Raw genomic sequence first — 20,432 nt, 5'->3', positions numbered from 1 at the left:
AATGTTACTACCAAAACGTGTTAAATATCGTCGTCAACATCGTCCAAAAACAACTGGTCGTTCAAAAGGCGGTAACTATGTAACATTTGGTGAGTATGGATTACAAGCAACTACAACGTCTTGGATTACATCTCGTCAAATCGAATCTGCTCGTATTGCTATGACACGTTACATGAAACGTGGCGGGAAAGTTTGGATTAAAATCTTCCCACATACACCATATACTAAAAAACCTTTAGAAGTTCGTATGGGTGCCGGTAAAGGTGCTGTTGAAGGTTGGATCGCAGTTGTGAAACCAGGTCGTATCTTATTCGAGATTGCTGGTGTACAAGAAGAAGTTGCTCGTGAAGCATTGCGTTTAGCTAGTCACAAACTTCCAGTTAAAACTAAGTTTGTAAAACGTGAAGAATTGGGTGGTGAAACAAATGAAAGCTAAGGAAATTAGAGACTTAACCACTTCAGAAATCGAAGAACAAATCAAATCTTCAAAAGAAGAACTTTTTAACCTACGCTTTCAGTTAGCTACAGGTCAATTAGAGGAAACTGCACGTATTCGCACAGTAAGAAAAACGATTGCACGTCTAAAAACTGTCGCTCGTGAAAGAGAAATTGAACAAAGCAAGGCTAATCAATAAAAGAGGAGGTTGTAAAAGTGAGTGAAAGAAATGATCGCAAAGTTTACACTGGCAGAGTAGTTTCTGACAAAATGGACAAAACTATCACTGTATTAGTAGAAACTTACAAAACACACAAATTATACGGTAAACGTGTAAAATACTCTAAAAAATACAAAACTCATGATGAAAACAATTCAGCTAAATTAGGAGACATTGTTAAAATCCAAGAAACTCGTCCTTTATCAGCAACAAAACGTTTTCGTTTAGTAGAAATTGTTGAAGAGTCAGTAATTATTTAATACAAGATTAAAGATAAGGGAGGTTTAACGAATGATCCAACAAGAAACTCGATTAAAAGTGGCAGACAACTCTGGTGCTCGTGAAGTTCTTACAATCAAAGTGTTAGGTGGATCTGGTCGCAAAACTGCGAACATTGGTGATGTAATTGTTTGTACTGTTAAAAATGCAACACCAGGTGGCGTTGTTAAAAAAGGCGATGTAGTAAAAGCTGTTATAGTTAGAACTAAGTCAGGTGTTCGCCGTGATGATGGTTCATATATCAAATTTGATGAAAATGCATGTGTCATTATTCGTGATGACAAAGGCCCACGTGGTACTCGTATCTTTGGTCCTGTTGCTCGTGAATTACGTGAAGGTAACTTCATGAAAATCGTTTCATTAGCACCAGAAGTACTATAAACAAACAATAACCATAATATTTAAGGAGGTGCCCACATGCATATCAAAAAAGGTGACAACGTAAAAGTTATCGCAGGTAAAGACAAAGGTAAAGAAGGAAAAGTTATTGCTACTGAACCTAAAAAAGACCGTGTCGTTGTGGAAGGTGTAAATGTTATTAAAAAACACCAAAAACCAACTCAATTAAATCCTGAAGGTGGAATCTTAGAAACAGAGGCAGCTATCCATGTTTCTAACGTACAATTATTAGACCCTAAAACAAATGAACCTACACGTGTTGGTTATAAATTTGTTGATGGTAAAAAAGTTCGTATTGCTAAAAAGTCAGGCGAAGAAATCAAATCTAATAATTAATAAATAATCGAAAGGAGGATCCACTTTGAACCGTTTAAAAGAAAAATTCAACACAGAAGTTACTGAAAACTTGGTTAAAAAGTTTAACTACAGTTCAGTAATGGAAGTACCAAAAATCGAAAAAATCGTAGTTAACATGGGTGTCGGTGATGCTGTTCAAAACTCTAAAGTTTTAGATAGTGCAGTTGAAGAATTAGAATTAATCACTGGTCAAAAACCATTAGTAACTAAAGCTAAAAAATCAATCGCAACATTCCGTTTACGTGAAGGTATGCCAATCGGTGCAAAAGTAACACTTCGCGGTGAAAGAATGTATGAATTCTTAGATAAATTAATCGCAGTTTCATTACCACGTGTACGTGACTTCCATGGTGTTTCTAAAAAAGCATTTGATGGTCGCGGTAACTACACTTTAGGTATTAAAGAACAATTAATTTTCCCTGAAATCGATTATGATAAAGTAAGCAAAGTAAGAGGAATGGATATTGTTATCGTAACAACTGCTAACACTGACGAGGAAGCTCGTGAATTGTTATCAAACTTCGGTATGCCATTTCGTAAATAATCTCTAAAAAAGGAGGCTAATTAAGTGGCTAAAACTTCAATGGTTGCTAAGCAACAAAAAAAACAAAAATATGCAGTACGCGAATACACACGTTGTGAACGTTGTGGACGTCCACATTCTGTATACCGTAAATTTAAATTATGCCGTATTTGTTTCCGTGAATTAGCTTATAAAGGTCAAATTCCTGGCGTACGCAAAGCTAGTTGGTAATTATTAAGAGTCTGAAAGGAGGCAACAATCAATGACAATGACAGATCCAATTGCAGATATGCTAACTCGAGTGAGAAACGCTAACATGGTGCGTCACGATAAATTAGAGTTACCTGCATCAAACATTAAAAAACAAATTGCTGAAATCTTAAAAAATGAAGGTTTCATTAAAAACGTAGAATTCGTTGAAGACGATAAACAAGGTGTTCTTCGCTTATTCCTAAAATATGGTCAAAATAACGAACGTGTTATCACAGGTTTAAAACGTATTTCTAAACCAGGTTTACGTGTTTATGCTAAAGCTAACGAAGTGCCTAAAGTATTAAATGGTTTAGGTATCGCATTAGTTTCTACATCTGAAGGTGTTATCACTGATAAAGAAGCAAGAAAACGTAATGTTGGTGGAGAAATTATCGCATACGTTTGGTAATAATAAATAAGGAGGTGCCCTAACATGAGTCGTGTTGGTAAGAAAATTATTAATATTCCTACAGACGTAACAGTTACATTTGATGGTCATACTGCAACTGTTAAAGGTCCAAAAGGGGAATTATCAAGAACTTTTGATGAAAAAATGTCTTTTAAACAAGAAGAAAACACTATCGAAGTAGTAAGACCATCAGATTCTAAAGATGATCGTACAGTTCATGGTACTACTCGTGCTTTATTAAACAACATGGTGCAAGGTGTATCACAAGGTTATGAAAAAACGCTTGAACTTGTTGGTGTTGGTTACCGTGCTCAAATGCAAGGAACTAATTTAGTATTAAATGTGGGATATTCTCACCCTGTAGAAATTAAAGCAGAAAATGGTATCACATTTGCTGTTGAAAAGAATACTACAATCAAAGTATCTGGCGTATCTAAAGAGCAAGTTGGAGCAATTGCTTCTAACATTCGCGCAGTAAGACCTCCAGAACCTTATAAAGGTAAAGGAATTCGTTACCAAGGTGAATACGTTCGCCGTAAAGAAGGTAAAACTGGTAAATAATAGATAACTCTCGAAAGAAAGGAGTATAACAATGATCAGTAAAATTGATAAAAATAAAGTGCGTTTAAAAAGACATGCACGTGTTCGTACTAGCTTATCTGGTACAGCTGAAAAACCTCGTTTGAATGTTTATCGTTCAAATAAACATATTTACGCACAAATTATTGATGATGTAAAAGGCGAAACAATCGTACAAGCATCATCTAAAGATAAAGATATTGCTAGTGACTCAACTTCTAAAGTAGATTTAGCTACAAAAGTTGGTGAAGCAATTGCTAAGAAAGCCAATGACAAAGGCATTAAAGCTATTGTATTTGACCGCGGAGGTTACCTATACCATGGTCGTGTAAAAGCATTAGCAGATGCTGCAAGAGAAAGCGGATTAGAATTTTAATTTAAAGGAGGGACAATTACATGGCTCGTAGAGAAGAAGAAGCGAAAGAATTTGAAGAACGCGTTGTAACAATCAACCGTGTTGCGAAAGTTGTTAAAGGTGGACGTCGTTTCCGTTTCACTGCATTAGTAGTAGTAGGAGACAAAAAAGGTCGTGTAGGTTTCGGTACTGGTAAAGCACAAGAAGTACCTGAAGCTATCAAAAAAGCTGTAGAAGCAGCTAAAAAAGATTTAGTAGTCGTTCCACGTGTAGAAGGAACAACTCCTCATACTATCACTGGTCGTTATGGCTCAGGTAGCGTATTCATGAAACCTGCTGCACCTGGTACTGGTGTTATCGCTGGTGGTCCAGTTCGTGCGGTATTAGAATTAGCAGGTATTACTGATATCTTAAGTAAATCATTAGGTTCAAACACACCAATCAATATGGTTCGTGCAACAATCAATGGTTTACAAAACCTTAAAAATGCTGAAGATGTTGCGAAATTACGTGGCAAAACAGTAGAAGAATTATACAATTAAGGAGGGAAAATAAATAATGGCTAAATTACAAATTACCCTCACGCGTAGTGTTATTGGTCGTCCTGAAACACAACGTAAAACTGTTGAAGCATTGGGTCTTAAAAAGACAAACAGTTCAGTAGTTGTTGAAGACAACCCTGCAATTCGTGGGCAAATCAACAAAGTAAAACATTTATTATCAGTAGAAGAAAAATAAATAAGGAGGTGCCGAGAGAATGAAATTACATGAGTTAAAAGCAGCTGAAGGATCACGTAAAGAACGCAATCGTGTTGGACGTGGTGCTGCAACTGGTAACGGTAAAACAAGTGGTCGCGGTCAAAAAGGTCAAAAAGCACGTTCAGGTGGTGGCGTAAGACCAGGTTTTGAAGGTGGACAATTGCCTTTATTCCGTCGTTTACCTAAACGTGGTTTTACTAACATTAACCGTAAGGAATATGCTATTGTTAACTTAGACCAACTTAATAAATTTGAAGATGGTACTGAAGTAACTCCAGCTTTATTAGTTGAAACTGGTGTTGTGAAGAATGAAAAATCTGGTATTAAAGTACTAGGTAATGGTTCACTTGAGAAAAAATTAACAGTGAAAGCTCATAAATTTTCAGCTTCAGCAGCAGATGCTATTGATGCAAAAGGTGGAGCACACGAGGTGATCTAATGTTTCAAACGCTTGTGAGCTTTTTTACAACTAAAGAAGTTCGTAACAAGATTTTCTTCACTCTAGCAATGTTAATTATTTTTAAGATTGGGACGTATATCCCAGCTCCAGGAGTAAATCCTGAACCCTTTGCACATCAAGGTTCGGATCAAGGTGTTGCTGCTTTGCTAAATACGTTTGGTGGCGGAGCCTTAAAGAACTTTTCAATTTTTGCAATGGGTATTATGCCATACATCACTGCATCTATCGTAATGCAACTATTACAGATGGATATCGTACCTAAGTTTTCTGAATGGGCGAAACAAGGTGAAGTAGGTAAAAGAAAATTAAGTAACGTCACACGTTACTTTGCAATTATATTGGCTTTTGTTCAGTCAATAGGTATGGCATTCCAATTTAACAATTATCTAGGCGGTAAATTGGTTATTAATCAATCCGTGATGAGTTATTTGTTAATTGCGATTGTCTTAACAACAGGAACAGCATTTTTAATTTGGCTTGGAGACCAAATCACACAGTTTGGTGTAGGTAATGGTATTTCAATCATTATCTTCGCGGGTATCTTATCCACTTTACCATCATCTATCATCCAATTTGCGCAACAAGCATTTGTTGGTAACGATGATACGACTTTAGCATGGTTAAAAGTGATAGGTTTAGTAGTAGGTTTAATCTTGCTAACAATCGGTGCAATTTATGTACTTGAAGCGAAGCGTAAGATACCTATTCAATATGCGAAAAAACAATCAGCTCAACGATTAGGTTCACAAGCAACTTATCTACCTTTGAAAGTTAACTCAGCAGGGGTTATACCAGTAATCTTTGCGATGGCGTTCTTCTTATTGCCAAGAACATTAACGTTGTTCTTCCCTAAAGCAGATTGGGCTCAAACTATATCTCAAACTGCGAACCCATCCAATACTTATGGTATGATTGTTTATGTTGTGTTAATTATTGCGTTTACTTACTTTTACGCATTTGTTCAAGTTAATCCTGAAAAAATGGCCGATAATTTGAAGAAACAAGGTAGTTATGTACCAGGTATTCGTCCTGGCGACCAAACGAAAAAGTATATTACTAAAGTGCTATATCGCTTAACTTTTGTAGGTTCTATTTTCTTAGCAGTTATTGCTATTTTACCGATTTTAGCGACTAAGTTTATGAGCTTACCACAATCCATTCAAATTGGTGGTACAAGCTTGCTTATCGTTATTGGTGTAGCAATTGAAACTATGAAATCTTTAGAAGCTCAAGTAAGCCAAAAAGAATATAAAGGCTTTGGTGGTAGATAACTTGTAGGAGGGCATTTATGAATATCATTTTAATGGGTCTACCTGGCGCAGGTAAAGGAACTCAAGCGAGTGAAATTGTTAAGAAATTCCCAATACCACATATATCTACTGGTGACATGTTCAGAAAAGCGATTAAAGATGAGACTGATTTAGGCAAAGAAGCTAAATCATACATGGATCGTGGGGAATTAGTCCCTGATGAAGTTACTGTAGGTATCGTTAAAGAAAGAATTTCTGAAGACGATGCAAAAAAAGGCTTTTTATTGGATGGCTTTCCTAGAACAATCGATCAAGCTGAGGCATTAAATGAAATTATGTCTGAGCTTGACAGAGATATTGATGCGGTTATCAATATAGAAGTTCCAGAAGAAGAACTAATGAATCGCTTAACAGGTCGACGTATATGTGAAACATGTGGTACGACTTATCATCTTGTTTTTAATCCTCCAAAGGTAGAAGGTATTTGCGATATCGATGGTGGAAAGTTGTATCAGCGAGAAGATGATAATCCAGAAACAGTATCCAACCGTTTGAGCGTTAATGTTAAACAATCAAAACCTATTTTAGAATACTATGATAAAAAAGGTGTCTTGAAAAACATTGATGGTTCAAAAAACATTGACGAAGTAACCAGCGATGTCATTGATATCTTAAATCATTTAAAATAGATCAACTTTATACGGTCTATTAAATGGTGATTTTATTTAGGTTTAATCTATGATTAATAAGTTGAGTGACATAAGACGATATAATTCCCGCACTTTTGTTGAAGTTATTCTAACTAGTCACTGAAATAGATTCGTATCGTTAAAGTTGTCTATTGACGATTACCTTACTATTGCAAAAAGGGGGAAGTAATCAATGGCGAAACAAGATGTAATTGAATTAGAAGGTACAGTACTTGATACTTTACCAAATGCTATGTTTAAAGTAGAATTAGAAAATGGTCATGAGATTTTAGCACATGTAAGTGGTAAAATCAGAATGAATTATATTCGAATTCTTCCTGGCGACAAAGTAACAGTAGAAATGTCTCCGTATGATTTGTCACGCGGTAGAATTACGTATCGTTATAAATAATCGTCACTCCATAATATAGGGAGGTATAAAAATGAAAGTAAGACCATCAGTAAAACCAATTTGCGAAAAATGTAAAGTCATTAAACGTAAAGGTAAAGTTATGGTAATTTGTGATAATCCTAAGCACAAACAAAGACAAGGTTAATTAAAAGAGAGGTGTAAATTTATATGGCACGTATTGCAGGAGTAGATATTCCACGTGAAAAACGCGTTGTAATTTCTTTAACTTATATATACGGTATCGGTACATCAACAGCTCAAAAAATTGTTGAACAAGCAAATGTTTCAGCTGATACACGTGTAAAAGATTTAACAGATGATGAATTAGGTCGTATCCGTGAGGTTGTTGATAGCTTTAAAGTTGAAGGTGACCTACGTCGTGAACAAAATTTAAACATTAAACGTTTAATGGAAATTTCATCATACCGTGGTATCCGTCACCGTCGTGGATTACCAGTTCGCGGTCAAAAAACTAAAAATAACGCTCGTACGCGTAAAGGCCCAGTGAAAACTGTAGCTAACAAGAAAAAATAATAGGTAAAGGAGGCAAAAATAAATGGCACGTAAACAAGTATCTCGTAAACGTAGAGTTAAAAAGAATATTGAAAACGGTGTTGCGCATATCCGTTCAACATTCAACAATACTATTGTAACTATCACAGATGAATTTGGTAATGCATTATCATGGTCATCAGCTGGTGCATTAGGTTTTAAAGGTTCTAAAAAATCTACACCTTTTGCAGCACAAATGGCTTCAGAAACTGCATCAAAATCTGCAATGGAACACGGTTTAAAAACTGTAGAAGTAACAGTTAAAGGTCCTGGCCCAGGTCGTGAATCAGCTATCCGTGCATTACAATCTGCTGGTTTAGAAGTAACAGCAATCAGAGACGTTACTCCAGTACCACATAATGGTTGTCGTCCACCAAAACGTCGTCGCGTCTAATTCTTGATTGTTATTGTTACAGGTCACTGATCACTTAGCAAAACAGTTTGAAATTAAAGTCGACGTATTTAAGGAGGATATTTGTAAATGATAGAAATCGAAAAACCTAGAATTGAGACAATTGAAATTAGTGATGATGCTAAATTCGGTAAGTTCGTTGTTGAACCACTAGAACGTGGCTACGGTACTACACTAGGAAACTCCTTACGTCGTATCCTACTATCTTCATTACCAGGTGCAGCCGTTAAATACATCGAGATTGAAGGCGTATTACACGAGTTTTCAGCAATAGATAATGTAGTGGAAGATGTATCTACAATTATCATGAACATCAAAAAACTAGCATTAAAAATCTATTCTGAAGAGGATAAAACGTTAGAAATTGATGTACGAGATGAAGGCGAAGTAACTGCAAGTGATATCACACATGATAGTGATGTTGAGATTTTAAACCCAGAGCTTAAAATCGCAACCGTGTCTAAAGGTGGACATCTTAAAATTCGTCTTGTTGCTAATAAGGGTAGAGGTTACGCATTAGCAGAACAAAACAACACTAGTGATTTACCAATTGGAGTAATTCCTGTTGATTCACTTTATTCACCTGTAGAACGTGTAAACTATACAGTTGAAAATACACGTGTAGGTCAAAGTAGTGATTTTGATAAATTAACATTGGATGTTTGGACAAATGGTTCAATCACGCCACAAGAATCAGTATCATTAGCTGCTAAAATAATGACTGAGCACTTAAATATCTTTGTAGGTCTTACTGATGAAGCTCAAAATGCTGAAATTATGATTGAAAAAGAAGAAGACCAAAAAGAAAAAGTATTAGAAATGTCTATTGAAGAATTAGACTTATCTGTACGTTCATATAACTGTTTAAAACGCGCAGGAATCAATTCTGTACAAGAGTTAGCTGATAAATCAGAAGCTGATATGATGAAAGTGCGTAATTTAGGTCGTAAATCTCTTGAAGAAGTTAAATACAAATTAGAAGATTTAGGTTTAGGTTTAAGAAAAGAAGATTGATAAAGGAGGTTAACTCATGGGTTACAGAAAATTAGGTCGTACTTCTGACCAACGTAAAGCAATGTTACGTGATTTAGCAACGTCACTTATTGTAAGTGAACGTATCGAAACAACAGAAGCACGTGCAAAAGAAGTTCGTAGTATTGTTGAGAAATTAATCACTTTAGGAAAAAAAGGCGATTTAGCTTCTCGTCGTAATGCAGCTAAAACATTACGTAATGTTGACATCTTAAATGAAGATGAGACAACACAAACTGCACTTCAAAAACTATTTGGTGAAATCGCAGACCGTTATACAGAACGTCAAGGTGGTTACACTCGTATCCTTAAAGTAGGCCCTCGTCGTGGAGACGGTGCTGAATCAGTAATTATTGAATTAGTATAATTGTGAAATGTCACAATATATCACTGAATAAATACACTTAGAACTTATATATAAAGCAAATGAGTGCAACGATAATGTTTGCCACATACAAATATTGTCTAGCTCAGAGTACCCCATCAACTTAATAATCATTTAAAGCGTGAACTCAATAAACATGATGGGGTGCGCGCTTTTTTCATTTAGCTGTAGTTTAATTGACTATGGCTTTTTAATTTGTATCCTATTTGAAGTGGATGTTGTGTAGTAACGTGCATAGAAAATAGACAGTATATTTGATAAAATGTGGACAATATACAGATGATATGATTTCATGTAAAATATGATAGAATACATAAATTTTGATAAGGATGACTGACAATGGCTATGGAAGAAAATATAATTAAATTTAAAGATGTGTCATTTCAATATCAAAGCGATACTGCATTTACTTTAGATCATGTTTCTTTTAATATACCAAAAGGTAAATGGACGACAATTGTCGGTCATAATGGTTCAGGGAAATCAACGCTTGCAAAATTGATGGTAGGTATCGAGCAAGCAAATGAAGGACAAATTTTTTATAATAATCACCTTATCAATGCACAAAATTTACAAGATATTCGTAAACATATTGGTATCGTATTGCAAAACCCAGAAAACCAATTTGTTGGGTCAATTGTCAAATACGATGTTGCTTTTGGCTTAGAAAATCATTCAGTACCTCATGATAATATGCATCGCATAGTTAAACAGGTGCTTTCTCATGTTAATATGTTAGATTATGCAGATAGTGAGCCACAATCATTATCTGGTGGTCAAAAACAACGCGTTGCTATCGCTGGTGTACTAGCATTAGGGCCTTCAGTGATTATTTTAGATGAGGCTGATTCTATGTTAGATCCTAAAGCACGAGAAGATTTATTTGAGTTAGTGAAACGTGTCCAACAAGAAAAAAATATTACAATTATTTCTATTACACATGATTTGACTGAAGCAATGGATAGTGACTATGTGATTGTGATGAATAAAGGAACGGTTTACCAGGCTGGAATACCTGAGACCATTTTTTCGTCACAACACGGTTTATTAGATATTGGTTTAGACTTACCATTTGTAATGAAAATTGCACAACAATTAGAAGTTAGTAATCGTTATATTACTTATGAAGGGTTAGTGGACAAACTATGAGTATTACCTTTAATGATGTCACATATATTTATCAAAAGGGGACACCTTATGAAAAAGAAGCAGTGAGTCACATTCATTTGGCTTTAGAACAAGGTGTCTATTATGCACTCATAGGACAAACGGGAAGCGGTAAGTCAACACTTATTCAACATATTAATGGCCTTATCAAACCTACAACAGGAAGCCTTTCTGTTGGTGACATTACGATTCATCATAAAACCAAAGATAAACATATAAGAACTATTCGTAAAACAGTCGGTATGGTTTTCCAAATTCCAGAAACACAATTATTTGAAGATACAGTGGAACGTGAAATTATCTTTGGTCCGAAAAATTTTGGTATGGATATAGAACAAGTTAAAAGTGATGCCTTTGATTTATTAATGCAATTAGGTTTTCCAAGAAACATTATGTCTTTATCCCCCTTCCAAATGTCAGGAGGACAAATGCGTAAGATTGCCATCGTATCTATTTTAGCAATGAATCCCGATGTAATTATTTTAGATGAACCTACTGCAGGATTGGATCCTCAAAGTAGATTTCAAATTATGACACTACTTAAAAAGTTTCAACTTGAAGATAATAAGACTATCATTTTGGTGACGCATGATATGAATGATGTTGCGTGCTATGCAGATCAAACTGTAATTATGAAAGAAGGACAAATCGTTGATGTGTGTACACCGCGTGATTTGTTTGCTAAAGATAAGTATATAACAAATTGGCATATTGCCTTACCCGATATTGTTAAACTACAAAAAGATATTGAGGATAAACATCAAATAAAGTTCCCTCATTTGGCACTTACAAATGAGGAATTCGTTCAAATGTATAAGGAGTGGCGGCAAAAATGAAAAATAAATTGATTATTGGTCGCTATCTACCTACACAATCATTGATACACGAATTAGATCCACGAGCTAAATTAATCTTTGTCTTTTTATTTATTATTACGATATTCTTTGCTCACTCGTTTACTACGTTTGCATGGTTGTTACTTATTATTTTAGCTATTATGATATGTGCAAAAATAAAACTTTGGTTTTTATTAAAAGGACTGACACCCATATTTATCTTTCTGATTTTTACTTTTGTGATGCATATACTGTTTACAAAAGGTGGCTTTGTACTGATTCAAATAGGTGCGTTTACTATTGAAAGTGCGGGTGTTTTGGAAGGGATTTTTATTTCTCTAAGATTAATTCTTATTGTAGTGATAGCAACAATTATGACCTTATCTACAAGTCCGATTGATTTAACAGATGCCTTTGAAAAATTGATGTATCCGCTGAAATGGATTAAGGTACCCGTACATCAACTCAGTATGATAATGTCTATTGCTTTACGTTTTATTCCAACACTAATGGATGAATTAGATAAAATTATATTAGCACAAAAATCAAGAGGATCTGAAATAAGCTCGGGAGGGATATTTGCACGTATAAAAGCCTTTGTCCCTTTGATGATTCCATTATTTGTTTCTGCATTTCAACGTGCAGAAGACTTGGCTATAGCTATGGAAGTGCGAGGATATGATGCAAATGTTCAACGTACTAGCTATCGTACGTTACAATGGCAGATAAAAGATACAATTGTGATTTTAGCAATGATTCCAATCGCAGGTTTAATGTTTGTATTAAAATTGATAGGAGTGTAATGCGTTGCGTATTTTAGTCAATATATGCTATCAAGGAAGCAATTTTTTAGGATTTCAAATTCAAAATCAAGGTCGTACGGTTCAGCAACAATTTGAAAAGATACTAAAACGAATGCATCGACATGATGTTCGTATACATCCATCAAGTCGTACCGATCGAGGTGTCCATGCGCTTGAACAATTTTTCCATTTTGATACCGAATTAAAGATTGCTGATAGTCAATGGCAATATGCAATGAACAGTGCTTTGCCTGATGATATTTATGTCAAAGAAGTTAAACAGGTAGATTCGGATTTTCATTGTAGATATGATTGTGTTGGCAAACGCTACCGATATAAAGTGTATCAAGCTGAACATAAGAATCCATTTGAAAGTGGATTGAAGACTTATGTACCACAACAATTAAATATTGAACGTATGAATGAAGCTGCTCAAAAATTTATTGGGACACATGATTTTACAGGATTTTGTTCGCAAAAAACAGAAGTAGAAAGTAAAGTTAGAACGTTATATCAAAGTGAAATTGAAATGACGACATATGGTTTTGATTATATTGTTACAGGATCAGGGTTTCTATATAATATGGTCCGCGTATTAATGGCTTTTCTCATTGAAGTAGGAAAGGGGAACCGTTCCCCGGAAGAAGTCACAGCATTATTGGAACAAAAAAATCGAGATAATGTTCCATTTACCGCACCAGCAGAAGGCCTTTATCTTGAAAAAATCTACTTAGCACCTGAAGATCTAATTAATGACTTTGGACAAAACATCAAAATTTATCGTAAAAAATCTTTACAAAACGACTAAATTAGATTGACAAAACACCTATAAAATTATAAGATTATTAACGGTATTGTTTTATATCCACCCCATGATAAGCCCCGGAAACTTATTGTGTTACAAGATATATAAGCAAAGCAGAAGAACAGTTAACAAAATAAATGAAACTAACGCTTTTAAATCGTAACAGTATTTAAGTATCGAAAGCAGATTGTGATTTATCTCATAGGTTCGAATGTGAAGACAGGATTACAATCTAGACACAGCATTTATTTTTAGGAGGACAATTATTATGCGTCAAACATTTATGGCAAATGAATCAAACATTGAGCGCAAATGGTATGTAATTGATGCTGAAGGCCAAACATTAGGTCGTTTATCATCAGAAGTTGCATCTATCTTACGCGGTAAAAATAAACCAACTTACACACCACACGTTGATACTGGTGATTTCGTAATCATCATCAACGCTTCAAAAATCGAATTAACTGGTAACAAAGAACAAGATAAAATTTATTACCGTCACTCAAATCATCCAGGCGGACTAAAAGCTGTTACTGCTGGAGAATTGAAACGTAATAATCCAGAACGCTTACTTGAAAATTCTATTAAAGGTATGTTACCAAGTTCACGTTTAGGCGAAAAACAAGGTAAAAAATTATTTGTATATGGTGGCGCTGAACATCCACACGCTGCACAACAACCAGAAAACTACGAGTTACGTGGTTAATTAGAAGGAGGAAATTACATTGGCACAAGTTGAATATAGAGGTACAGGCCGTCGTAAAAACTCAGTAGCACGTGTACGTTTAGTACCAGGCGAAGGTAACATTAAAGTTAACGATCGTGATGTGCGTGACTACTTACCATTCGAATCATTGATTTTAGACTTAAACCAACCATTTGATGTAACAGAAACTAAAGGTAACTACAATGTTTTAGTTAATGTACATGGTGGTGGCTTCACTGGACAAGCTCAAGCAATTCGTCACGGTATTGCACGTGCGTTATTAGAAGCAGATCCTGAATACAGAGGTTCTTTAAAACGTGCTGGATTATTAACACGTGACCCACGTATGAAAGAACGTAAAAAACCAGGTCTTAAAAAAGCACGTCGTTCTCCACAATTCTCAAAACGTTAATTGTTGGAAGAAATATACAAAACACCTCGATATTATGTCGAGGTGTTTTTTGTGGAAAAATTCAGTATATTGTGTCTTGATATTTAACCAATCTTTCTAGGATTAACTTGAGAGGTATATATAAAACATATTACACTATACTATTACGAAAAAGATTTCTGGAGGAACTACTGTTTGACGTTTTAAAACTCCATCTAACAGTCTTTTAAAGAGAGATATATGATGTGTTCGTATACCTATTACAAAAGTAGGAAAATCAAATTATATTATTACAGTCAATGTGGCCGATGTTGATTTTGGCAATATAGTCATAAGAAATAATCATATGAACCACAGTATTAATAGTTTTAACTTTTGCTAGTAAAGTGAATCAAAATTGGTTATGGAATAATAACAAGTGAAATGGTTCGCTCTTTGTTATTCGTATTTTGTTTTTCATTGTAATATTTATTAATTAAACAGTTAAGATCGGACTGGAAATTTTCAAATTCACTGTCTTCTAAATTTAGTTTTGAAATAGAAAAGGTAGCTTTATCATCCTTATTAATTGTTTTATGATAATTTTGATAAGATTGTAATACATACATAAAATAATAAGTAACAAAGTCTATTTTTTTACTGTAATTCGCTTGAGTCCACTCTGTTTCATCAATTTTATAGCCTTTAGAGTTTATTGCATAATAGTTTTCTTCACTAGAACGTAATTTTTTGGTCTTTACAATTTTTAATAATTGTTCTTCAAACATAGCATTTACATGTCTATACAGTGTTGCTTGAGGCACATCTTCTAATAATTCATTGAGTTGCATAATAGAAAGTCCTTCTGGTTTATCGATTAATGTTAATGCGATTTTAAAACGTGTTTGATTTTTAAATAAACTGAATTCCATACATAACACCTCACTTTATACATAATAATTGATTTTTAAATAAATGTACAGTAACATTATCATTATCAATAATGATAATGGAGGGTGAAAATGAATACTGATATTAACGTCTTAAAAGAAATAGACTGGGGGACTATTATGCCAATATTAATACCAATATTGGTTTTACATGTAGTACTTTTAATAATTGCCCTAATCGATTTATATAGACGAAGAAAAATTGTTAATTATCCTATTGCTTGGGCAATCGCAATTTTGTTGTTTAATACTATTGGACCTATTCTTTATTTGATTATTGGAAGGAGGCTAATAAAAATTGATCGAGATTAAGCATGTGAATAAAATGTTTAGAGGAAGAAAAATACTGAAAAATATTTCTTTTAATATTTCAGAGGGAGAGTGTATTGGATTATTAGGTCCTAATGGTGCTGGGAAAACAACATTGATTAAATGTATTACTGGAATTATTAATTATGAAAAAGGGGAAATTAAATTTAATGGAAAAAATATTTTGAATTTTAAAAATGATATTGGTTATTTATCACAGCACACAGATTTTAAGCAGTGGATGACTTGTGAAGAGTCGTTAAGATTTTTTGGTGGTTTATCAGGTTTAAATAAAACGTATATTGCTCAGAATATTAATGAAATACTAAAAGATGTAGGTCTTCAGAATAAAAATAAATATAAGGTAGAAGAATTATCAGGAGGGATGAAACAGAGATTAGGCATAGCACAGGCTATTTTACATCGTCCAAAGTTTTTGGTCTTAGATGAACCAGTATCAGCTCTTGATCCAGTTGGCAGGAATGAAATCAAAAACCTAATAAAAAAATTGAAAAAATACACAACAGTTCTTATATCCACACATATTCTTGATGATGCAAGTGAATTTTGTGATCGATATATTATTATAAAAGATGGAGAAATCATCGGAAATATAACCAATGAAGATGAGACTGTGAATTACAAAAGTATATATTTAAAAATTTCTTTAAAAGATTCTTATGATCCGGATATTCAATTAACCGACTTATATGATTTACAAAAAGTAAAAGCAGGAGAATATATTGTAACCAGTCGAAAGCCAATTGAAATATCTGAGTTAATTGAAGAACTGGACAAAATTAATATTAAAGTGAATTCAATTGCATATGAAAAGAAAGATTTAGAGAAAATATTTTTAGAGTTGGTGTCTGATATATGAGAAATATATTAATTTTAGGAAAAGTGGAATTATTAGAAGCAGTAAGGAACATTAAATTTATATGGTTAGCAATATTCTTTTCTATTCTTGGATTGACGCAACCTTTAATTGATAATTACATGGAAGTGATTATTAAAAATTTTGGAGGGGTTGATGGGATTATTATGGACCCTAATGCACCTAAACCTCAGGCTAATGAAGTTTTGTTGGCAACGTTTACTGGCCAATTTAATCAGATGGGTTTGATTGTATTGGTCATCAGCTTTATGGGTATGATAGCTGATGAAAAGAAGAGTGGAGTTCTGGGGTTTATATTTACAAGGCCAGTATCTAGTATGCAATATATTATTTCAAAGCTTTTTGGAAACTGGATTATTAGTATGATATGTATCTTGATTGGTGCTGGTGTTTCATATTGTTATACTATTTATCTTTTTGATTATTATCCATTTATTAATTTTTTATTTTTTCTCTTATTTTATAGTTTGTGGATTCTTTTTATTGTCAGCGTAACGATATTATTAAGTACTTTTATAAAAAGCTCTATTTTTATAGGTGTGATAACTATCGTAATATCAATGGTATTTATATTATTGGGCAATATTAATAAAACATTTGCTTTATTTTTACCAAGTGGTGCACTTACATTAGCTGAAAGCCAATTTCAAAATATAAATTCTAATTTCTTATTGATAATCGCACCTGTTATTTATATTGTTGCCTTAGTATATGCATCTAAAGTCATTATCAAGAAATTCTAAGGAGGTATAGAAATGTTATCCATTCAAAATTTAAGTAAAACGTATAAAGGTTCTGATAAAGGTGTTAAGAATTTATCATTAGAATTATATGAAGGTGATATATGTGCTTTTATTGGAGCAAATGGTGCTGGGAAAACGACAACGATTAAATCAATTGTTGGAATACATACATTTGATCATGGAGAAGTGAAATTGTTCAATATAAATCTAAAAGATAATCCAGAGTATTATAAATCTTTCATTGGTTATTCACCAGATACGCCTGATTTGTACAATAATATGACGGGGAAAGCATATATTGAACTAATAGCGGCGCTTTATAAAATGGAGAACATAGAACTTGAAGAGAAATTAAGTTACCTAATAAAAGAATTAAAATTTGAAAGTGCCATTTATGATTTGGTTTCTAGTTATTCTCATGGAATGAAGCAGAGGTTAGTGCTTATTTCATTATTAATGCATGATCCTAAATTAATTATTTTGGATGAACCATTTGTTGGCTTGGATCCAAATGCTATTGATTTTTTAGTGAATGAAATTAGAAGACGAGCCAGTGAAGGAGTAATTATTTTATACTCTACACACGTACTTGAAGTTGCTGAAAAATTATGTAATAAACTTGTTATTTTAGATCATGGTAAAGCTGTAGTAAATGATACAATGGAAAGTATTCTTAAAAAAGCACCATTAAATGAAATATTTAAGGATGTGACTTCTGATGAATAATCTTAAATTGTTATTTTTATTTCGATTAAAAAATCAAACGCAATTATCTAATTTGAAAAGCAATAATAAAGAAGTAAGAAAGCATTCTATTTACACTATCACAGGATATATTACTGCATTTATAATGTTTTTAGGATATATAGTTTTCATTGCAATAGATTTAAGTTTAAATAATAATATCCATGAATTTTTTGTATTATTAACATCCATTTTATTTTGGCTATTTGGTATATGGAATATACTTAGCGGATTCGATAATGTCATAGAAGGGAAGGATGGTGAATTTATTTATAGTCTGCCAATAAAAAACTGGCAAGCAAAACTGTTTTATTTATTAAGTAAATATTTGATTCATATTACTTTGACTTTTACCATTTTTATTCTAAGTGTTGTCTTCGTAATACCTTTGTTATCTCATTTATTGTCAGTAATTCTTATGATTATTTTATTAAGTTTTATTGTTCCTCTTCTAGCTACAAATATACCTTTTATAATTTCCATATTAGTAAGAAATATACTAATATTTATCAAGTTACGTAATAATATAACAGAGTCAATTTTTACATTATTCGCATTTATAGCTCCGTTAATTTATTTTATCTTTAACTCTGAAATGGTTGGTTATAAAGAATGGTTTATAAATACATCTATTTTACGGTACCCGCTTAACAAGATGACTAGCTCTCCTTTTTTATTTAATATGTTTTTGTTAATTGTTATTACCTTTATTACAACGTTCATAGTTATTTATATGCTGATTAATTTTCATGATTCCCTTAGAAATCAAACAAATAAGCGAAAGAAAAAAAGAAATGGGAATACGGTATTTAAAATAAATTCACCAGTATTCAGTTTAATAATAAAGGAATTTAAATTATATTTTTCCTCTTTAACTTATGTTAGTAATACAATCATAACTCCAGTAGTTATTGTTATATTAAATATAAGTATTCTAATTGGAATAATACCCAGTATTGATTCAATTTCTTATGATTTACTAGGATTTACTATTAGTTCTCAGCAAATATATGTACTTATTGTCTTTACTTTTGTAATTCTTACTACTACAACTTCTTGTAGCATTTCTTTTGAAGGAAAGAGTATTTGGATTATGTTAGTGGCTCCTATTAATATTAAGAAAATAGCGATTGGAAAAATATTAGTTAATATACTTTTATTTTTACCAGGTATTGTTTTAACTTCTATTGTGTTCTATACAGTATTTCATGCAGGTATATTTTATTTAATTATAATCAGTACGTTGTTAGTATCTACCCTCACTTTGATAAGTATTATTGGGTTTTTAGTAAATTTACGGTTCCCATCCTATAACTGGAGTTCTGAAATGGAAGTTGTTAAACAAAGTAAAGGAACTATTGTAACTGCAATAATAAGTATGATAATTATTCCGATAGTTATTGCATTTGTTCTAATAAATAACTCATTGCTGACTTTATTGGTAATTTTTATAGAAATGGCAGTGATTATAATTATGTTTAAAAAAATTACAGCAGATAGTTTAATTTTAAAATAATAAAGTATGTAATAAGAAATACAATGTAAATGTAGTATAAAATCCGCAATAGAATATTCTTATTATTAGAAGATTAGTTGACAAAATATTTTATTCTTTATCTTTAGAGATGTAATAGACACAATAAAGAAAAATCAATATTTAAAAAAATATTCGCTTAATATAGTTGACATATTAATTAAATAGATTAAGATAAAAGTGACTAGAAAAATTTATTTAGTCATAAATGAATAGGGGTATTAATATGGCATTCTCTAAGATTGAAAAAGAAAATATTAAGAAAAATTTATTAGAAAATTGTGAAAAGCATTGGTCAAAATACGGTTATAAAAAAACAAATATTAATGACTTGTGCCAAATTTCTGGAATATCAAAAGGTTCTTTTTATAATTTTTTTGATTCGAAGGAGGCATTATTTTATGAAGTCATCATAAGTGCACACAATAAGTTAGTGAAAATTACAGAGGACGGTTTAAAAAAATGTATGACTAAATATGATTTTGCTAATTTTTTGAAACTGTTATATCAGGAATATACAAAATTAGATTTTTTAAATGAGACATCACAACAGGATTTTATCAAATTTTTAAATAAACTAGATGTAAAAAAACAAAAAAAATTAATGGAAAATGTACACTATGATCTTCGTAATGAAATTAGGAAATCAAATTTGAAATATAAAGTTGATGAAAATTTAGGGATTTCTGCCTTAGGATATATCTTTACTCCTTTATCAAAAGAAGAGTTAGATATATATAATGAAAATGGAACAATCGAGTTTTTAATTGACATAACCGTTGATAGGATTTTTGAATAAGTTTTAGT

The 20,432-nt window shown here is 32.6% G+C and carries 34 protein-coding genes; 33 read left to right on the top strand and 1 reads right to left on the bottom strand.

Annotated features, from left to right (window positions below):
* Window position 1: 1 nt before the first annotated feature.
* The 27 genes from rplP to rpsI all read left to right on the top strand — a co-directional run bounded on the left by rplP (window position 2) and on the right by rpsI (window position 14,489).
* Complete coding sequence (gene rplP / locus CD041_RS07225; protein WP_002460063.1) at window positions 2-436, top strand: 50S ribosomal protein L16; 435 nt, start codon at window positions 2-4, stop codon at window positions 434-436.
* Entirely contained in the window at window positions 426-635 is a 210-nt protein-coding gene (gene rpmC / locus CD041_RS07220; RefSeq protein WP_000644737.1) for a 50S ribosomal protein L29, read from the top strand. Before rplP ends, rpmC begins: the two co-directional genes overlap by 11 nt.
* Window positions 636-652: 17 nt before the next feature.
* The gene (gene rpsQ / locus CD041_RS07215) at window positions 653-916 is read left to right on the top strand and encodes a 30S ribosomal protein S17 (RefSeq protein ID WP_002460062.1); all 264 of its coding nucleotides are present in this window, start codon (window positions 653-655) and stop codon (window positions 914-916) included.
* Between the two features lie 31 nt (window positions 917-947).
* Window positions 948-1,316, top strand: a complete 369-nt coding sequence (gene rplN / locus CD041_RS07210) for a 50S ribosomal protein L14 (protein WP_002460061.1) — start codon at window positions 948-950, stop codon at window positions 1,314-1,316.
* A gap of 36 nt (window positions 1,317-1,352) precedes the next feature.
* Entirely contained in the window at window positions 1,353-1,670 is a 318-nt protein-coding gene (gene rplX / locus CD041_RS07205) for a 50S ribosomal protein L24 (protein WP_002448459.1), read from the top strand.
* A 25-nt stretch (window positions 1,671-1,695) separates the two neighbouring features.
* A complete protein-coding gene (rplE, locus tag CD041_RS07200) occupies window positions 1,696-2,235 on the top strand; it encodes a 50S ribosomal protein L5 (RefSeq protein WP_002460060.1) in 540 nt (179 codons plus the stop codon).
* A 24-nt stretch (window positions 2,236-2,259) separates the two neighbouring features.
* Window positions 2,260-2,445 carry a type Z 30S ribosomal protein S14 gene (locus CD041_RS07195; RefSeq protein ID WP_001140799.1) on the top strand — a complete coding sequence of 62 codons (186 nt, stop codon included), beginning with the start codon at window positions 2,260-2,262 and terminating at the stop codon, window positions 2,443-2,445.
* A 31-nt stretch (window positions 2,446-2,476) separates the two neighbouring features.
* The gene (gene rpsH, locus CD041_RS07190) at window positions 2,477-2,875 is read left to right on the top strand and encodes a 30S ribosomal protein S8 (RefSeq protein WP_002460058.1); all 399 of its coding nucleotides are present in this window, start codon (window positions 2,477-2,479) and stop codon (window positions 2,873-2,875) included.
* A 24-nt stretch (window positions 2,876-2,899) separates the two neighbouring features.
* Window positions 2,900-3,436 (top strand): 50S ribosomal protein L6, encoded by a 537-nt coding sequence (gene rplF, locus CD041_RS07185; protein ID WP_002478832.1) that lies wholly within the window; start codon window positions 2,900-2,902, stop codon window positions 3,434-3,436.
* A gap of 31 nt (window positions 3,437-3,467) precedes the next feature.
* The gene (gene rplR, locus CD041_RS07180) at window positions 3,468-3,830 is read left to right on the top strand and encodes a 50S ribosomal protein L18 (RefSeq protein ID WP_002460056.1); all 363 of its coding nucleotides are present in this window, start codon (window positions 3,468-3,470) and stop codon (window positions 3,828-3,830) included.
* Window positions 3,831-3,850: 20 nt separating this feature from the next.
* Window positions 3,851-4,351, top strand: a complete 501-nt coding sequence (gene rpsE / locus CD041_RS07175; RefSeq protein WP_002460054.1) for a 30S ribosomal protein S5 — start codon at window positions 3,851-3,853, stop codon at window positions 4,349-4,351.
* Between the two features lie 16 nt (window positions 4,352-4,367).
* Complete coding sequence (rpmD, locus tag CD041_RS07170) at window positions 4,368-4,547, top strand: 50S ribosomal protein L30 (protein ID WP_002460053.1); 180 nt, start codon at window positions 4,368-4,370, stop codon at window positions 4,545-4,547.
* A gap of 19 nt (window positions 4,548-4,566) precedes the next feature.
* Complete coding sequence (gene rplO, locus CD041_RS07165) at window positions 4,567-5,007, top strand: 50S ribosomal protein L15 (RefSeq protein ID WP_002460052.1); 441 nt, start codon at window positions 4,567-4,569, stop codon at window positions 5,005-5,007.
* A complete protein-coding gene (gene secY / locus CD041_RS07160) occupies window positions 5,007-6,299 on the top strand; it encodes a preprotein translocase subunit SecY (protein ID WP_002460051.1) in 1,293 nt (430 codons plus the stop codon). The genes rplO and secY overlap by 1 nt, the downstream gene beginning before the upstream one ends.
* A gap of 17 nt (window positions 6,300-6,316) precedes the next feature.
* Window positions 6,317-6,967 carry an adenylate kinase gene (locus CD041_RS07155; RefSeq protein ID WP_002478833.1) on the top strand — a complete coding sequence of 217 codons (651 nt, stop codon included), beginning with the start codon at window positions 6,317-6,319 and terminating at the stop codon, window positions 6,965-6,967.
* 193 nt (window positions 6,968-7,160) lie between these two features.
* Complete coding sequence (gene infA / locus CD041_RS07150; RefSeq protein WP_001829792.1) at window positions 7,161-7,379, top strand: translation initiation factor IF-1; 219 nt, start codon at window positions 7,161-7,163, stop codon at window positions 7,377-7,379.
* A 31-nt stretch (window positions 7,380-7,410) separates the two neighbouring features.
* The gene (gene rpmJ, locus CD041_RS07145) at window positions 7,411-7,524 is read left to right on the top strand and encodes a 50S ribosomal protein L36 (protein WP_001829709.1); all 114 of its coding nucleotides are present in this window, start codon (window positions 7,411-7,413) and stop codon (window positions 7,522-7,524) included.
* A gap of 23 nt (window positions 7,525-7,547) precedes the next feature.
* Window positions 7,548-7,913 carry a 30S ribosomal protein S13 gene (rpsM, locus tag CD041_RS07140; RefSeq protein WP_002460049.1) on the top strand — a complete coding sequence of 122 codons (366 nt, stop codon included), beginning with the start codon at window positions 7,548-7,550 and terminating at the stop codon, window positions 7,911-7,913.
* Window positions 7,914-7,935: 22 nt separating this feature from the next.
* Window positions 7,936-8,325, top strand: coding sequence for a 30S ribosomal protein S11 (rpsK, locus tag CD041_RS07135; protein ID WP_000101625.1), 390 nt, complete (start codon window positions 7,936-7,938; stop codon window positions 8,323-8,325).
* An 87-nt stretch (window positions 8,326-8,412) separates the two neighbouring features.
* Window positions 8,413-9,357 carry a DNA-directed RNA polymerase subunit alpha gene (locus tag CD041_RS07130; protein WP_002460048.1) on the top strand — a complete coding sequence of 315 codons (945 nt, stop codon included), beginning with the start codon at window positions 8,413-8,415 and terminating at the stop codon, window positions 9,355-9,357.
* Between the two features lie 16 nt (window positions 9,358-9,373).
* Window positions 9,374-9,742, top strand: coding sequence for a 50S ribosomal protein L17 (gene rplQ, locus CD041_RS07125; protein WP_002460046.1), 369 nt, complete (start codon window positions 9,374-9,376; stop codon window positions 9,740-9,742).
* 357 nt (window positions 9,743-10,099) lie between these two features.
* Window positions 10,100-10,909: an energy-coupling factor transporter ATPase gene (locus CD041_RS07120; RefSeq protein ID WP_070648187.1), complete on the top strand. Its 810-nt coding sequence runs from the start codon at window positions 10,100-10,102 to the stop codon at window positions 10,907-10,909.
* Window positions 10,906-11,763, top strand: a complete 858-nt coding sequence (locus CD041_RS07115; RefSeq protein ID WP_002478834.1) for an energy-coupling factor transporter ATPase — start codon at window positions 10,906-10,908, stop codon at window positions 11,761-11,763. The genes CD041_RS07120 and CD041_RS07115 overlap by 4 nt, the downstream gene beginning before the upstream one ends.
* Complete coding sequence (locus tag CD041_RS07110) at window positions 11,760-12,566, top strand: energy-coupling factor transporter transmembrane component T family protein (RefSeq protein ID WP_062077936.1); 807 nt, start codon at window positions 11,760-11,762, stop codon at window positions 12,564-12,566. The genes CD041_RS07115 and CD041_RS07110 overlap by 4 nt, the downstream gene beginning before the upstream one ends.
* A gap of 4 nt (window positions 12,567-12,570) precedes the next feature.
* Window positions 12,571-13,374 carry a tRNA pseudouridine(38-40) synthase TruA gene (gene truA, locus CD041_RS07105; RefSeq protein ID WP_002478836.1) on the top strand — a complete coding sequence of 268 codons (804 nt, stop codon included), beginning with the start codon at window positions 12,571-12,573 and terminating at the stop codon, window positions 13,372-13,374.
* A 265-nt stretch (window positions 13,375-13,639) separates the two neighbouring features.
* Complete coding sequence (gene rplM, locus CD041_RS07100) at window positions 13,640-14,077, top strand: 50S ribosomal protein L13 (protein ID WP_002460041.1); 438 nt, start codon at window positions 13,640-13,642, stop codon at window positions 14,075-14,077.
* Window positions 14,078-14,096: 19 nt separating this feature from the next.
* Window positions 14,097-14,489, top strand: a complete 393-nt coding sequence (gene rpsI / locus CD041_RS07095; RefSeq protein WP_080606533.1) for a 30S ribosomal protein S9 — start codon at window positions 14,097-14,099, stop codon at window positions 14,487-14,489.
* Window positions 14,490-14,869: 380 nt separating this feature from the next.
* Here rpsI and CD041_RS07090 read toward each other — a convergent pair whose 3' ends face one another.
* The gene (locus CD041_RS07090; RefSeq protein ID WP_002460039.1) at window positions 14,870-15,379 is read right to left on the bottom strand and encodes a transcriptional regulator; all 510 of its coding nucleotides are present in this window, start codon (window positions 15,377-15,379) and stop codon (window positions 14,870-14,872) included.
* A 90-nt stretch (window positions 15,380-15,469) separates the two neighbouring features.
* Between CD041_RS07090 and CD041_RS07085 the strand changes: the two genes are divergently transcribed.
* The 6 genes from CD041_RS07085 (at window position 15,470) to lugR (ending at window position 20,424) form a co-directional block, all read left to right on the top strand.
* Window positions 15,470-15,709 (top strand): PLD nuclease N-terminal domain-containing protein, encoded by a 240-nt coding sequence (locus CD041_RS07085; protein WP_002460038.1) that lies wholly within the window; start codon window positions 15,470-15,472, stop codon window positions 15,707-15,709.
* Window positions 15,696-16,586 carry an ABC transporter ATP-binding protein gene (locus tag CD041_RS07080; RefSeq protein WP_012990772.1) on the top strand — a complete coding sequence of 297 codons (891 nt, stop codon included), beginning with the start codon at window positions 15,696-15,698 and terminating at the stop codon, window positions 16,584-16,586. The genes CD041_RS07085 and CD041_RS07080 overlap by 14 nt, the downstream gene beginning before the upstream one ends.
* Window positions 16,583-17,347 carry an ABC transporter permease gene (locus CD041_RS07075; RefSeq protein ID WP_070815480.1) on the top strand — a complete coding sequence of 255 codons (765 nt, stop codon included), beginning with the start codon at window positions 16,583-16,585 and terminating at the stop codon, window positions 17,345-17,347. Before CD041_RS07080 ends, CD041_RS07075 begins: the two co-directional genes overlap by 4 nt.
* Before the next feature lie 12 nt (window positions 17,348-17,359).
* Window positions 17,360-18,073 (top strand): ABC transporter ATP-binding protein, encoded by a 714-nt coding sequence (locus tag CD041_RS07070; protein ID WP_070648189.1) that lies wholly within the window; start codon window positions 17,360-17,362, stop codon window positions 18,071-18,073.
* Window positions 18,066-19,607: a permease-like membrane multi-spanning protein gene (locus CD041_RS07065; RefSeq protein ID WP_002478840.1), complete on the top strand. Its 1,542-nt coding sequence runs from the start codon at window positions 18,066-18,068 to the stop codon at window positions 19,605-19,607. The genes CD041_RS07070 and CD041_RS07065 overlap by 8 nt, the downstream gene beginning before the upstream one ends.
* Window positions 19,608-19,833: 226 nt before the next feature.
* Window positions 19,834-20,424 carry a lugdunin biosynthesis transcriptional regulator LugR gene (gene lugR / locus CD041_RS07060; RefSeq protein WP_002460032.1) on the top strand — a complete coding sequence of 197 codons (591 nt, stop codon included), beginning with the start codon at window positions 19,834-19,836 and terminating at the stop codon, window positions 20,422-20,424.
* The last annotated feature ends 8 nt before the right edge of the window (window positions 20,425-20,432 follow it).

Source organism: Staphylococcus lugdunensis (assembly GCF_002901705.1).
Classification (GTDB): domain Bacteria; phylum Bacillota; class Bacilli; order Staphylococcales; family Staphylococcaceae; genus Staphylococcus; species Staphylococcus lugdunensis.
This window is presented reverse-complemented; position numbering and strand designations above follow the sequence as displayed.

Excerpts from the sequence above, each read along its gene's own strand:
- rpmD (WP_002460053.1), top strand. The coding sequence starts at position 4,368 with ATGGCTAAATTACAAATTACCCTCACGCGTAGTGTTATTGGTCGTCCT.
- rplN (WP_002460061.1), top strand. The coding sequence starts at position 948 with ATGATCCAACAAGAAACTCGATTAAAAGTGGCAGACAACTCTGGTGCT.
- secY (WP_002460051.1), top strand. The coding sequence starts at position 5,007 with ATGTTTCAAACGCTTGTGAGCTTTTTTACAACTAAAGAAGTTCGTAAC.
- rplR (WP_002460056.1), top strand. The coding sequence starts at position 3,468 with ATGATCAGTAAAATTGATAAAAATAAAGTGCGTTTAAAAAGACATGCA.
- rplX (WP_002448459.1), top strand. The coding sequence starts at position 1,353 with ATGCATATCAAAAAAGGTGACAACGTAAAAGTTATCGCAGGTAAAGAC.
- CD041_RS07075 (WP_070815480.1), top strand. The coding sequence starts at position 16,583 with ATGAGAAATATATTAATTTTAGGAAAAGTGGAATTATTAGAAGCAGTA.
- rpsH (WP_002460058.1), top strand. The coding sequence starts at position 2,477 with ATGACAATGACAGATCCAATTGCAGATATGCTAACTCGAGTGAGAAAC.
- rplM (WP_002460041.1), top strand. The coding sequence starts at position 13,640 with ATGCGTCAAACATTTATGGCAAATGAATCAAACATTGAGCGCAAATGG.
- rpmJ (WP_001829709.1), top strand. The coding sequence starts at position 7,411 with ATGAAAGTAAGACCATCAGTAAAACCAATTTGCGAAAAATGTAAAGTC.
- CD041_RS07065 (WP_002478840.1), top strand. The coding sequence starts at position 18,066 with ATGAATAATCTTAAATTGTTATTTTTATTTCGATTAAAAAATCAAACG.
- rplF (WP_002478832.1), top strand. The coding sequence starts at position 2,900 with ATGAGTCGTGTTGGTAAGAAAATTATTAATATTCCTACAGACGTAACA.
- rpsK (WP_000101625.1), top strand. The coding sequence starts at position 7,936 with ATGGCACGTAAACAAGTATCTCGTAAACGTAGAGTTAAAAAGAATATT.
- rpmC (WP_000644737.1), top strand. The coding sequence starts at position 426 with ATGAAAGCTAAGGAAATTAGAGACTTAACCACTTCAGAAATCGAAGAA.
- CD041_RS07155 (WP_002478833.1), top strand. The coding sequence starts at position 6,317 with ATGAATATCATTTTAATGGGTCTACCTGGCGCAGGTAAAGGAACTCAA.
- lugR (WP_002460032.1), top strand. The coding sequence starts at position 19,834 with ATGAATAGGGGTATTAATATGGCATTCTCTAAGATTGAAAAAGAAAAT.
- rplQ (WP_002460046.1), top strand. The coding sequence starts at position 9,374 with ATGGGTTACAGAAAATTAGGTCGTACTTCTGACCAACGTAAAGCAATG.
- CD041_RS07070 (WP_070648189.1), top strand. The coding sequence starts at position 17,360 with ATGTTATCCATTCAAAATTTAAGTAAAACGTATAAAGGTTCTGATAAA.
- CD041_RS07090 (WP_002460039.1), bottom strand. The coding sequence starts at position 15,379 with ATGGAATTCAGTTTATTTAAAAATCAAACACGTTTTAAAATCGCATTA.
- CD041_RS07115 (WP_002478834.1), top strand. The coding sequence starts at position 10,906 with ATGAGTATTACCTTTAATGATGTCACATATATTTATCAAAAGGGGACA.
- rpsM (WP_002460049.1), top strand. The coding sequence starts at position 7,548 with ATGGCACGTATTGCAGGAGTAGATATTCCACGTGAAAAACGCGTTGTA.
- rplO (WP_002460052.1), top strand. The coding sequence starts at position 4,567 with ATGAAATTACATGAGTTAAAAGCAGCTGAAGGATCACGTAAAGAACGC.
- rpsE (WP_002460054.1), top strand. The coding sequence starts at position 3,851 with ATGGCTCGTAGAGAAGAAGAAGCGAAAGAATTTGAAGAACGCGTTGTA.
- rplP (WP_002460063.1), top strand. The coding sequence starts at position 2 with ATGTTACTACCAAAACGTGTTAAATATCGTCGTCAACATCGTCCAAAA.
- CD041_RS07120 (WP_070648187.1), top strand. The coding sequence starts at position 10,100 with ATGGCTATGGAAGAAAATATAATTAAATTTAAAGATGTGTCATTTCAA.
- CD041_RS07130 (WP_002460048.1), top strand. The coding sequence starts at position 8,413 with ATGATAGAAATCGAAAAACCTAGAATTGAGACAATTGAAATTAGTGAT.
- CD041_RS07085 (WP_002460038.1), top strand. The coding sequence starts at position 15,470 with ATGAATACTGATATTAACGTCTTAAAAGAAATAGACTGGGGGACTATT.
- infA (WP_001829792.1), top strand. The coding sequence starts at position 7,161 with ATGGCGAAACAAGATGTAATTGAATTAGAAGGTACAGTACTTGATACT.
- CD041_RS07110 (WP_062077936.1), top strand. The coding sequence starts at position 11,760 with ATGAAAAATAAATTGATTATTGGTCGCTATCTACCTACACAATCATTG.